This is a genomic window from Pseudokineococcus marinus (assembly GCF_013004605.1).
Classification (GTDB): Bacteria; Actinomycetota; Actinomycetes; order Actinomycetales; family Quadrisphaeraceae; genus Pseudokineococcus; species Pseudokineococcus marinus.
Genome location: NZ_JABEMA010000077.1, coordinates 1 through 12,118, shown reverse-complemented (window position 1 = coordinate 12,118; position 12,118 = coordinate 1). Strand labels below are relative to the sequence as shown.

Genomic DNA, 12,118 nt, shown 5'->3' with positions numbered 1-12,118 from the left:
CGGGGCTCACCGGGCGCCCCCGCCCGCCGCGGCGGCCGGTGCGCCGGTGCGCCCGGCCTCGTGCCCGGACGACTGCCCCGACTGCTGCCCCGACTGCTGCCCCGACTGCTGCCCCGACTGCTGCCCCGACTGCTGCCCGGGCTCGTGGGCGGCGAGGGCTCCGCGCCAGAGCGCCAGGACGGCGTCGCGCAGGTCGGGCGGGTCGAGGACCCGCGCCTCGGCGCCGAGGGGCGCCACCTCCTGGGCGAGCTCGTCGACGTCGGCGAAGGGCACCTCGACCTCGTGGGCGTCGGCGGGCGCGCCGGCGCGCAGGCGCAGACCGGCACCGGCGGAGCCGGTGAGCCGGACGCGCGCCGTCCGCTCGGCGGGCGCGCCGTCGCGCCCCCGGACGAGGGCGCGGGCGTCGAGGTCCTCGGGCACCGGCACGCTGGCCGTCCCGCCGGTGCGGGTGATGCCCGGGGACACCCGGTCGAGGCGGAAGACGCGGGGCGCCTCCCGGTCGAGGTCGTGGCCCACGAGGTACCACCGCCCGTAGCAGGAGGTGATGACCCACGGCTCGACGCGACGGCGCGCCGTCTCCCCCGTCCGCCCGGTCCGGTAGCGGAAGGTGACGGGAGCCCGGTCGCGGGTGGCGGCGTACAGGGGGCCGAAGGCCGGCTCGCTCGTGCGCACCCGCGGCTCGACGCCCACGAGGGAGGACTCGTCGGGCTCCACGCCCAGCGCGCGGAGCTTCACGAGGGCGCGCGAGGCCGGGCCCGCGAGGCTCGCCTGCTGCCACACGCGGGAGGCGAGGCCCAGGACGGCGAGCTCGGCGGGTGTCACGTCGACGGCGGGCAGCTCCCAGGCGTCGCGGTCCACGCGGTAGCCGGCCTCGTCGTCGAACCACGCGGCGTCGGTGCCCGTGACGAGGGGGACGCCGAGGTCGCGGAGCTCCTCCTTGTCGCGCTCGAACATGCGGTCGAAGGCCTCGTCGCTCGTCGCCTCGCTGTACTGCGGCACGGCCTGGCGGATCTGCTCCTTGCGGAGCCAGCGACGGGTCGACAGCAGCGCGATCACGAGGTTGAGCAGGCGCTCGGTGCGCTGGGCTGGAGCCACGCGGCGACGCTACCCGAGGGGCCGCGGCCCGCCCGATGGGTCGTCCCAGGGCGCCCCGGAGGTCGTCACGGCGACTGGGCGGTCGGTGCTGGGTCCCGGGAGGTCGCCGCCGGGGCCGGCGCGCGCGCCGTGGTGAGGCGCCGCTCCGGCGGGGCGGACCCGTAGCGTCGACGGTGTGGAGGACGAGGGGCGCGCACCGGGAGCGGGACGGGACGGCGTCACAGGACGGGACGCTGCTCCAGGACAGGACGGAGCTGCAGGCCGGGACGCCGCGGAGAGCACGGTCGGCGTGTCGCCCGCTGCCGCGGCTGCGTCGCCGGACGGGGCGTCGGCGGCGGTGCCGGCCGGGCCGGACTGCGGGACGGACAGCGGGCCGGACAGCCTCGGGGCGGGTCGTCGTGGGGCCGTGCACTGGCGCCGCGGGCACGTGCGCGACGTCGTGCGGGAGTGGCCGGGCGTCCGCGAGGTCCGTGTCCGTCTCGACGCACCCCTCCCCCGGGTCGGCGGTGCTGCCGCGGTGGAGGGCGACCGACCGGGCTCCCACGGCGAGGACGGCGCCGGGACGACCGCCGCCGGTGCTGCGCCCGGCCCCGGCGCCTCCGGTGCCGCGGGGGCTGCCGGTGCTGCCGGCGCTGCGCCCAGCCCCGGCGCCACCGGTGCCGCGGGGACTGCCGGTGCCGCGGGGACTGCCAGTGCCGCGGGGACTGCCAGTGCCGCGGGGACTGCCGATGCCGCGGGCACGGTCGTCCGGGCGACGGCGCTCGTCGACCTCGTCGGCACCCCGGAGGTGGGCGACGAGGTGCTCCTGTCGGTGTCGGCCCTGGCGCGCGGCCTGGGGACGGGGGGCTCAGCCGGCGTGGTCGCGGTGCCGGGTCGGCTCCCGGCGGACCCGCCGCCGGCTCCCGGGCACCTGGTGAAGGCGAGGTACACGCCGCTGCAGGCGATGGTGCTCGGCGTCGACGAGCAGGAGTCCCCCGCGCACGGAGCGCTCGTGGACGCCGACGACCTCGACGACCTTCCCGTCGTCGTCGCCGACCTGCACTCGGCGCTGCCGGCCGTCCTCGCCGGCTGGCGCGCGGAGCGGGCGGTGCGGGGGCTGGCGCCCGGCCGCTGCGTCTACGTCATGACGGACGGGGGCGCGCTGCCGGCGGCGCTCTCGCGGGCCGCGGCCGGGCTGCGGGCGGCGGGCTGGGTGGACGCCGTGGTGACGACGGGGCAGGCCTTCGGCGGCGACGCCGAGGCGGTGACGCTGCACACGGGGCTCCTCGCGGCGAAGCACGTGCTCGGCGCCGACCTCGTCGTCGTCGCGCAGGGACCGGGCAACCTGGGCACCGGCACCCGCTGGGGCTTCTCGGGCGTCGCGTGCGGCGAGGCGGTCAACGCCGTCTCCGTGCTGGGCGGGCGGCCGGTGGCCTCGCTGCGGGTCTCGGGCGCCGACGCCCGGGAGCGCCACCGCGGCGTGTCGCACCACTCGCTGACCGCCTACGGGCGGGTCGCCCTCGCGCGGGCGGAGGTGGTGGTCCCCCGCCTCGCGGGCGACCTCGGCACGCGGGTCCGGCAGCAGGCGGCGGCGCTCGCCGACCGGCACGAGCTCGTCGAGGTGGACGTCGCCGGCCTCGACGAGGCCCTGGCGACCAGTCCCGTCCGTCTGTCGACCATGGGTCGGGGCGCCGACGAGGACCCCGCCGCCTTCCTCGCCGCCGCCGCGGCCGGTCGGTGGGCGGCGACCGCGCGCTGACGTCGCTCGCCGCTCCTCGCTCGCCGTCCCCGCCGCCGTCGAGCACGTGGACGGGTGTGGTCTCGCGCGCGCCTCACGGCCGGCCGTCAGGAGGGCGGGGGGCCGTCGTCGCCCCATCCGCGTGCTCCGCCCGTGGCGCGCGTCGGGTCGTCACCGGAGCGGGCCATCACGCGCGCCTCCGCCGTCGCCCGGCGCGGTGTCGTGGGGCTGGGCCTCGGCGTGCTGGCGGGCGAGCTCGGTGTGCAGGCGGTCGAGGTCGCAGCGGGTCGCGGGCATCCGGCAGCCGGGGGCCTGGCAGCGGGGTGAGCGGGCCCTCACCCAGCGGCCGCAGGCCTGGGTCGGCGCGTAGGAGCCGGGCCCTCCCGGCGGCGGCGGCGTAGGAGCAGCCGGGGCGTCGGGCGGCGCGGCGCAGCGAGGCGTGCCGCGAGGTCGACGAGGAGCCCGTCACCAGCCCGGGCGGGGAAGGCGGCGGTGACGGAGGCCGTATCGCTTCCCCGGCTGCCCGAGCCTGTGCCGTCCCGGCCGCGTTTGCGGGCCCGGCGGCGACTGAGGCTGCGGTCGCGGCTGTCATCCCCGCCGCGACTTCGGGCGCGGCTGTCCTCTCGGCCGCGACTGCGTGTGCGGTCTCGGCGGGGTCGGCGGGTGGCGACGCCGGCGCCGGTGATGTCGGTGGCGACGGTGGGCGGTCGTCGGGGGTGTCGACGCGCACGGTGATCGCTGCCGCGCGGTCGCGTCGGGCGGGTGCGGTCCGACGGCCTTTCCGCGGTGGGTCGGGCGGCGCTGTCGTCGAAGACCCCGCCGTCGTGGTGGCGGCGGCGGTGGTGGTCGTGGGCTCGGTGGTGAGGAGGTGGCCGTCGAGGCCGATGAGGTGGCCCGTGAGCGGTGCGGTCAGGGCGCGGCGGAAGCGGTGCCCGTTGGCGAGGAGCTCGGCGGCGGCCACGGCCGGGACGGGTCCGAGGGTGGGGTGCTGGGCGGGGTCGTCGTCCAGGCCGAGGAGGCTGGACAGGGCCACGGTGACCTGCGGGCCGTGGGGGCTGCGCGCCCGGGGCGTGACCGTGGTCGCTGTCGCAGCCACGTCCGCGGCGGCGCTCTGGCCAGCGGGCAGGTCGGTGGTGGTGGCGAGGTCGACGAGGGCGTCGAAGCGGCGGGCGTCGATACCCCGCCGGTCCGGCAACCCCGTCCCACCGTCGCTCAGGGCGAGGGGGTCCAGGCCCGCGGACGTCGCGGCGTGCGGATCGACCCGCCCGTGCTCCCCGGCCCGCGCCCGGGCGGTCGTGGTCAGCCGCTCGAAGACGCAGGCCAGGTCCAGCACCGGGCCCGTCGCGACCAGCTGCGCCATCCCGTCGTCCACCGGGAACAGGCGCACCCCGCGAGCGCACGTCGCCCGCCGCACCCGCCGGCGCACCGCCTCCGGGTCGGTCGTCGCGACCAGGTGACGCACCCGCGCCCGCAGCGCCGGGACCGTCAACGGGCCCAGGTCGCCGGCCAGGGCCGCGTCCACCGCCGCCGCGTGAGCGACCGAGAGGGCGACGGTCTCGTCGGCGACCAGCCGGGAGCGCTGCGGGTCGATCCGCCCCGCCTCCAACGCGGCCAACGTCACCGGCAGCCGCGTCGTCACCGCGAGGGCCTCGGCGACCACGTCCTGCGCCCGCCGCAGCGGCACGACCAGCGCGACCGCCAGCTCGCCCGCGGCGGCCTCGAACGCCACACCCGCATCCCGCCCTGGTGCGGGATGTGGGTCGGCGCTGGCGCCTGCGGTCCGCGTCGCCACACCGGCCGTCCACCCGGCGCCGGCGCCGTCACCGGCGTCAGAGAGCAGTGCCGCGGGCCCACCCGATGCCGCGACCTCGTCCACCAGCGCGGCGACCTGCCGCAGCAGCCCCGCCCACGCCACCGACCGCGCCACCTCCAGCGCGACGACCGCCTGCACCCGACCCAGCGCCCCGGCCCGCACCGCCGACCGCACCCGACCGACCTCGCCGACCAGCTCGACGACACCACCGTCCTCACCCGCGGCAGCACCGCCCATGCCGTCACGAGGGCTCGCGCCCCGACCGGCGCCCGGCGAGGCCGACGGCCGGACGGCGTCGTGCCCGTCAGCCCCGCCCACGCCCGTCTCGAACACGTGTACGACACTAGAGGTCGGGTCCGACGACGCCTCGACGACCGTCCGGGCCTGTGGACGACGCAGGCCCCTCGAGCGCCTGTGGACGCACGGACGCCCCCGGCCACGTGGGCCGGGGGCGTCCTCGTGCTGCTCAGGCGGTCAGGAGACCCCGTCGAGGTCCACCACGAAGACGAGCGTCTCGCGCGGCGCGATGACGGGAGGCGCGCCGCGGTCGCCGTAGCCGAGGTGCGGCGGGATGGTGATGCGGCGGCGGCCGCCCACGCGCATGCCCTGGATGCCGGTGTCCCAGCCGGAGATGACCTGCCCGGCCCCCAGCTGGAAGGTGAGGGGCTGGCCCCGGTCCCAGGAGGCGTCGAACTGCTGGCGCGTCGACCAGGAGACGCCGACGTAGTGCGCCGCCACGGTGGTGCCGGCTACGGCCTCCTGGCCGTCACCGACCACGAGGTCCTCGAGCTCCAGCTCGGCCGGCGGGTCGGTGCTGGGGATGTCGACGACGGGCTTCTCGGCCATGGGGTGCGTCCTCTGCTGGTCGGCGGTGGTCGGTGCGGGGGCACCGACCTCGTGCGCGGCGGCGACGGGCCACCGGTGGTGGGGGCGTCCTCGCCCGGGGCGAGGACGGGACGATGCGCGCGTCAGCGCTGCGTGCTCTCCGCGGCCAGGACGTCGACGACGAAGACGAGCGTCGAGCCGGGCGGGATGCTGCCGGTCTCCTGGTCGCCGTAGGCCTGGTCCGGCGGGGCGACGATCATCACGCGGCTGCCGACGGGCACGCCCGCGAGGCCCTCGTCCCAGGCGGGGATGACGGCGCCCTGGCCGAGCGTGAAGGAGAACGGCGGACGGTCCGCGCCCCGGCTCGAGTCGAAGACGGTGCCGTCGCTCCACAGCACGCCCGTGTAGTCGACGACGACCGTGTCCCCGGCCTCGACCGCGTCACCCTCGCCCTGGACGAGGGTCTCGACCCGCAGGTCCGTCGGCGCGTCGCCCTCCGGGGTCGCCACGGACAGGTCGCCGTCCTCGCCCTCGGTCACCGCGGGCAGCCCCTCGGGAGCGGGCTGCTCGGCGCCCTCGGGGCCGTCGAGCACCGGGGAGGCGTCGAGGACGTCGACGAGCAGGAGCACCGATCCGTCGCCCGCGGTCGGCGTCGGCGCGCCCGGCGCGTCAGCCCCGAAGTCCGAGGGGCTGACGCCGACGAGGACGCGCGAGCCCACCGTCTGGTCCACCACGCCGCTGACGAGGCCCTGGACGGTCGTCGTCGGGTCGGCCTGCAGGACGAGGCGCTGCTCGGTGCCGAACGTCGTCTGGAGCACGTCGCCGCCACCGCCGTCGACGGCGAGGACGTCGAGCGCGACCAGGTCGCCCTCCTCGACGACCCGACCGTCGCCCTCCTCGACGACCTCGGTGGTCGTCGTCGAGACGGTGACGGGGGTGTCGACCTCCAGCTCAGGGGCGGCGTCGTCGCCGACCACCTCCACGCGCGAGAGCGCGTCGTCCTCCGGTGACGGTGCGGGGTCGTCACCGCACCCGGCCACGAGGAGGGCCGGGAGCGCGACGGCGAGGGCGGCCCGGGCCGTCAGGGTGCGGGGGTGTCGCAGGTGTCGCACGAGGACCTCTCGTCGTGCCGGTCGTCCCGGCGGTCGGACCGGTGGTGACCGGCAGTGGCCACGACCGTAGCGCGCGGGTCTGCGGCGAGCCTGGCCCGGCGCTGGACGACCCCTGGGCGGCCGGGCCCCGCTGCTCGTCCGCCGACGTGGGTCGCCCACGCACGCTCGGCGCCCGCCCTCACATGCTCTCGATGAGCCGCTCCACCCGCTCGTCCACCGCCGCGAAGGGGTCCTTGCACAGGACCGTCCGCTGCGACTGGTCGTTGAGCTTGAGGTGCACCCAGTCGACCGTGAAGTCGCGGCCGTGCTCCGTGGCCGCGCGGACGAAGTCCCCGCGCAGGCGGGCGCGCGTCGTCTGCGGCGGCGACGTCGTGGCCTCGTCGACCTCGTCGTCGGTCGTCAGCCGGTCGACGAGGCCGCGGGCCGCGAGCTGGTGGTAGAGCCCTCGGCGCCGCGAGACGTCGTGGTAGGCGAGGTCCAGGCGCGCGACGCGGGCGCTGGCCAGGGTCAGGTCGTGCTTGCGCATGTAGCGCTGGAGCAGGCGCTGCTTGACCGCCCAGTCGAGCTCGCGGTCGACGAGCGTCGGGTCCTGCGTCGCGACGGCGCGCAGCCCGCGCTCCCACAGGTCGAGCACCGCCTTGGTGGTGCTCGTCGTCTCCCCCGCGTCGCCGCGCTCCACGAAGGCGCGGGCGCGCTCGAGGAACTCGCCCTGCACGTCGAGGGCGCTCACCTCCCGGCCGCTCGCCAGGCGGAGCGGGCGTCGCCCGGTCAGGTCGTGGCTGACCTCGCGGATGGCGCGGATCGGGTTCTCCAGCGCCATGTCCCGCAGCGGCGTGCCCGCCTCGAGCATGCGCAGGACGAGGTCGACGGCGCCGACCTTGAGCATCGTCGTCGGCTCGGCCATCGAGGAGTCGCCGACGATGACGTGCAGGCGCCGGTAGTGCTCGGCGTCCGCGTGCGGCTCGTCGCGGGTGTTGATGATGGGGCGAGAGCGCGTCGTGGCGCTCGAGACCCCCTCCCAGATGTGGTCCGCGCGCTGGGAGAAGCAGTACGTGGCCCCCCGCGGCGTCTGCAGCACCTTGCCCGCCCCGACGAGGACCTGGCGCGTGACGAGGAAGGGGATGAGCACGTCCGACAGGGCGCTGAACTCGCCGGCTCGCGGCACGAGGTAGTTCTCGTGGCACCCGTAGGAGTTGCCGGCCGAGTCGGTGTTGTTCTTGAAGAGGAAGATCTCCCCGGTGGTGCCCTCGTCGGCCAGCCGCGCCTCGGCGTCGCCGACGAGCCCCTCGAGGATGCGCTCCCCCGCCCGGTCGTGGACGACGAGCTGCTGGACGTCGTCGCACTCCGGCGTGGCGTACTCCGGGTGGGAGCCGACGTCGAGGTACAGCCGGGCGCCGTTCTGGAGGAAGACGTTGCTCGACCGGCCCCAGGCGACGACGGTGCGGAACAGGTAGCGCGCGACCTCGTCCGCCGACAGGCGCCGCTGCCCCTCCGCCACGCACGTGACGCCGTACTCGGTCTCGAGGCCGAGGATGCGTCGATCCATGACCTGACCCTACGTCGCGGTCCCGACGACGGACGGGCGGTCGGGCCGGTCCGCCGTCACCCCTCCTCGGCGGCGGACCCCGACGGAGGTGCGGGCGGCACGTCCTCCGGCAGCCCCGGGTGGCCCGGCGCGTCGGCGGGCGCCAGCAGGTCGGGAGTGCGCGGGGCGTCCACCGTGGGGTCGTCGTCCGACAGCAGCCGCTCGAGCAGGTCGCCCTGCACGCGCCGGAAGGACCGCCGCGGCAGCCCGCGCTCGAGCACCGCGACCTCGAGCGAGGAGGCGGGCAGGTCGCGGGAGGGGCCCGCGGTCGGGTCGGCGGGGTCGGTCGCGAGGACCCGCCGCGCGAGCGCCAGGGCGTCGGCGAGCCGCAGGTCGGGGCGCCAGCCCTCGGCGAGGACCCCGGCGAGGGCGTCGGCGGCGCCGCCGATGACGACGGCGCCGCGCTCGTCGGCGACGGACCCGTCGTAGGTCAGCCGGTAGATCTGGTCGCCCTCGCCCGAGGCGCCGACCTCCGCGACGACGATCTCCACCTCCAGCGGCTTGCTCTCGGTGGTGAAGACGCTGCCGAGGGTCTGCGCGTAGGCGTTGGCGAGGCCGCGGGCGGTGACGTCGGCGCGGTCGTAGGAGTAGCCGCGCAGGTCGGCGTAGCGGACGCCGGCCACGCGCAGGTTCTCGAACTCGTTGTACTTGCCGACCGCGGCGAAGGCGATGCGGTCGTAGATCTCGCTGACCTTGTGCAGCGCCCGCGACGGGTTGTCCGCGACGAGGGCGATGCCGGCGTCGAAGCACAGGACGACGACGGAGCGGCCCCGGGCGATGCCCTTGCGCGCGAAGTCCGCCCGGTCGCGCATGACCTGCTCGGGCGAGACGTAGAACTGCTGCGTCATGGGCGCTGGTCCTCCTCGTGCTGGGCGGTGCGGGCGTCGAGGACGCCGCGGACCACCTCGGCGACGCGCGCGTCGGGCACGCGCCGGTAGCCCGCCTCGTCGACCACGGCGACGACGGGGACGATGCCGCGGACGAGGTCGGAGCCGCCCGTGGCCGAGTCGTCGTCGGCGGCGTCGTGGAGCGCCTCGAGCGCGGTCGCCACGGCCTCGTCGACCCCCCGGGTGGGGCGGTGCAGCTTCTTCAGCGCCCCGCGCGCGAACACCGACCCCGAGCCGACGGAGTGGTGGCCCCGCTCCTCGTAGCGCCCGCCCGTGACGTCGTAGCTGAAGATGCGGCCGCGCCGGCCCGCGAGGTCGTAGCCCGCGAAGAGGGGCACGACGGCGAGGCCCTGCATCGCGAGGCCGAGGTTGCCGCGGACCATGGTCGAGAGCCGGTTGGCCTTGCCGTCGAGCGACAGCACCGCGCCCTCGATCTTCTCGAAGTGCTCCAGCTCGACCTGGAAGAGCCGCACCATCTCCACGGCCAGGCCTGCGGTGCCGGCGATGCCGACGCAGGAGTGGGTGTCGGCGGGGAAGACCTTCTCGATCTCCCGGTGGGCGATCATGCTGCCGGCCGTGGCCCGCCGGTCCCCCGCCATGACGACGCCGCCCGGGTAGGTGAGCGCCACGATGGTCGTGCCGTGCGGCGGGTCCAGCTCGGGCGGCAGGGCCCCCTGCGGCAGCGGGCGGCGCCCGGGCAGCAGCGACGGGTCGTGGCTGCCCACGAAGTCGGTGAAGGAGGCCGCCCCCGGCACGTGGAAGGCCGCGGGGAGCCGGCCGCCGGGGGGCTGGGGCGCGGGCGTGGCTGGCATCACCCGAGCGACCCTAGCCAGCACCCCCGACGGCGGCCCGTCGTCCGCGGCCGCCGGCCCCAGCCGTGGCAGGGGCGCCGCGCAGGACGCCGTCGTGGGCTGCGCCTACTGCCCGCCCTTCTGGACGAACGAGCGCACGAAGGTCTCGGCGTTCGCCTCGAGGACGTCGTCGATCTCGTCGAGGAGGTCGTCGACCTCCGCGTCGCTGCTCGACGTGGTCGTCGACGCCTGCGGCGCGGGCGCCGGCGCGTCCTCCGGCTCGTCGTCGCGGCGCTCGTGCTGACGCTGCTCCTGCGCTGCCATGGCTGCTCCCGCCCCTCGAGGACCCCGCCCGCCGGCGGCCCCGCGGGGCGGCGCCGGCGGCCCGGCTACCGCGATGGTAGGCGCCCCCCGACGTCCTCGGCGGGCGCCCCGGACGCCTCAGCCCGCCGGACGCCCCCCGGTGAGGGCGTGCACGAGCTCGGCGGCCGTGGCGCAGCGGTCGAGCAGCGCACCGGTCGTCGCCCGGGTGCCCCGCAGGGGCTCGAGCATCGGCACCCGCTGCAGCGAGGCGCGGCCCGCGACGTCGAGGATGACCGAGTCCCAGCTCGCGGCGGCCACCTCGTCGCCGTAGCGGCGCACGCACTCGCCGCGGAACCAGGCGCGGGTGTCCTCCGGCGGCGCGACGACGGCGCGCGCCACCTCGGCGGGCTCGTGCAGCAGCTCGACGGCCCCCCGGGCCACGAGGCGGGCGTGCAGGCCCCGCTCGGGGCGCAGGTCGGCGTACTGGATGTCGATGAGCGCGAGGCGCGCCGCGTCCCACGTCAGGTCCTCGCGGGACCGGAAGCCCTCGAGCAGCCGCAGCTTGGCCACCCAGTCGAGCTGGCGCGCGCAGCGCACGGGGTCCGCCTCGAGGTCGGTGAGCACCTGCTCCCACCGGGTCAGCACCTCGGCCGTGTCCGGGTCGACGGCGTCGCCCTGGCGGCGCCCGACGAAGGCGCGCGCGGCCTCCAGGTGCCGCCACTGCAGCTGGACCGCCGTCATCCGCTCCCCCGAGCGCAGCTCGAGGAGGTGGCGCAGCGTCGGGTCGTGGCTCACGGCCCGCACCGAGGCCACGGGGTGCGCCAGGGCGAGGTCGGGCATCTCCCCCGCCTCGACCATGGCGAGGACGAGCGACGTCGTCCCCGTCTTCAGGAGGGTGGCGACGGGCGAGAGGTTGGCGTCGCCGACGATGACGTGGAGGCGCCGCCACCGGTCGGCCGTGGCGTGCGGCTCGTCGCGGGTGTTGACGAGCGGGCGCTTGAGGGTCGTCTCGAGGCCGACCTCGGTCTCGAAGAAGTCGGCCCGCTGGCTCAGCTGGAAGCCGCTGCGCTCCCCCGTCTGCCCGAGGCCGACGCGGCCGGCGCCCGTCACGACCTGACGGCTGACGAAGAAGGGCACCAGGGCGCGCGCGACGTCGGCGAACGGCGTCGAGCGCGGCATGAGGTAGTTCTCGTGCGTGCCGTAGGAGGCGCCCTTGCCGTCGGTGTTGTTCTTGTAGAGGACGACGTCCCCGAGGCCGGGCGAGGCGGCGATCCGGCGCATGGCCTCGCGGGCCACCTCGTCGCCGGCGAGGTCCCAGAGCACCGCGTCGCGCGGCGTCGTCACCTCCGGGCCGGAGTACTCGGGATGGGCGTGGTCGACGTACAGGCGCGCGCCGTTGGTGAGCACGGTGTTCGCGAGGCCCGCGTCCTCGAGCTCCTCGGCCACGTGCAGGCCCGTGCCCGCGCCTCCGCCTTGGGAGGCCGCGACGTCGGGCGGGACGTCGGTGAGCTGGCTCGCGTGCGCGCGGGCCCGGTCGAGCTCGAAGCCGCGCGCGTCGCGCAGCGGGGCCTCGTCGGCGTAGTCCCAGCGCGTGCCCCGGCGCGAGCGGGTGCCGCGGCCGCCGGAGGAGGGGTCGGGGGCCGCGTAGGCGTGGACCACCCGGCCCGACAGGAGCATGGGGTTGGCCTGCGCTTCACCCGGCGCGCTGATGCCGAACTCCGTCTCCAGGCCCATGACGCGGCGCACGCCGCCGTCGCGGCCCCACGGGCCGCCGCCGTCGGGGGTCCTGCTCGCGGGGTCCTCGGCGCTGCTCATCGCGCGCGAGCCTACGGTGGGGCCCGTGAGCCGGCGACGCCCGCACGGGGCCTCGTCGCGGCCGATGACGACGTTGTAGTTGGCCGAGCGGGTGATCTCGGCGTAGTCGCGGCCGAGGTCGCGGCAGTGGCCCTCGAGCACCGACGACTTGTGCGCGAAGCCCTCCGGCGAGCCG

Annotated in this window: 10 protein-coding genes; 1 reads left to right on the top strand and 9 read right to left on the bottom strand. The window is 77.0% G+C overall.

From position 1 onward, the window contains the following. Window positions 1-6: 6 nt before the first annotated feature. The gene (locus tag HLB09_RS07245) at window positions 7-1,095 is read right to left on the bottom strand and encodes a helix-turn-helix transcriptional regulator (protein ID WP_171202720.1); all 1,089 of its coding nucleotides are present in this window, start codon (window positions 1,093-1,095) and stop codon (window positions 7-9) included. A gap of 406 nt (window positions 1,096-1,501) precedes the next feature. Here HLB09_RS07245 and HLB09_RS07240 point away from each other — a divergent pair, with 406 nt between their 5' ends. Next, window positions 1,502-2,833 (top strand): DUF3866 family protein, encoded by a 1,332-nt coding sequence (locus tag HLB09_RS07240; RefSeq protein WP_322790062.1) that lies wholly within the window; start codon window positions 1,502-1,504, stop codon window positions 2,831-2,833. A gap of 166 nt (window positions 2,834-2,999) precedes the next feature. Here the strand turns inward: HLB09_RS07240 and HLB09_RS07235 are convergent, their stop codons facing one another. The 8 genes from HLB09_RS07235 to dop all read right to left on the bottom strand — a co-directional run bounded on the left by HLB09_RS07235 (window position 3,000) and on the right by dop (window position 11,862). After that, complete coding sequence (locus HLB09_RS07235; protein WP_171202719.1) at window positions 3,000-4,958, bottom strand: DUF222 domain-containing protein; 1,959 nt, start codon at window positions 4,956-4,958, stop codon at window positions 3,000-3,002. 141 nt (window positions 4,959-5,099) lie between these two features. Next, the gene (locus HLB09_RS07230) at window positions 5,100-5,471 is read right to left on the bottom strand and encodes an FKBP-type peptidyl-prolyl cis-trans isomerase (RefSeq protein WP_171202718.1); all 372 of its coding nucleotides are present in this window, start codon (window positions 5,469-5,471) and stop codon (window positions 5,100-5,102) included. Window positions 5,472-5,593: 122 nt separating this feature from the next. Further along, window positions 5,594-6,562: an FKBP-type peptidyl-prolyl cis-trans isomerase gene (locus HLB09_RS07225; RefSeq protein ID WP_171202717.1), complete on the bottom strand. Its 969-nt coding sequence runs from the start codon at window positions 6,560-6,562 to the stop codon at window positions 5,594-5,596. Window positions 6,563-6,740: 178 nt separating this feature from the next. After that, window positions 6,741-8,108: a Pup--protein ligase gene (pafA, locus tag HLB09_RS07220; protein WP_171202716.1), complete on the bottom strand. Its 1,368-nt coding sequence runs from the start codon at window positions 8,106-8,108 to the stop codon at window positions 6,741-6,743. Window positions 8,109-8,164: 56 nt separating this feature from the next. Continuing rightward, window positions 8,165-8,995: a proteasome subunit alpha gene (gene prcA, locus HLB09_RS07215; RefSeq protein ID WP_171202715.1), complete on the bottom strand. Its 831-nt coding sequence runs from the start codon at window positions 8,993-8,995 to the stop codon at window positions 8,165-8,167. Continuing rightward, window positions 8,992-9,846: a proteasome subunit beta gene (gene prcB / locus HLB09_RS07210; RefSeq protein WP_171202722.1), complete on the bottom strand. Its 855-nt coding sequence runs from the start codon at window positions 9,844-9,846 to the stop codon at window positions 8,992-8,994. Before prcB ends, prcA begins: the two co-directional genes overlap by 4 nt. A gap of 105 nt (window positions 9,847-9,951) precedes the next feature. Beyond that, a complete protein-coding gene (locus tag HLB09_RS07205; RefSeq protein WP_171202714.1) occupies window positions 9,952-10,149 on the bottom strand; it encodes a ubiquitin-like protein Pup in 198 nt (65 codons plus the stop codon). A gap of 117 nt (window positions 10,150-10,266) precedes the next feature. Next, on the bottom strand, window positions 10,267-11,862 hold the full coding sequence (gene dop / locus HLB09_RS07200) for a depupylase/deamidase Dop (RefSeq protein WP_246234615.1): 1,596 nt from the start codon (window positions 11,860-11,862) through the stop codon (window positions 10,267-10,269). Window positions 11,863-12,118: the final 256 nt, after the last annotated feature.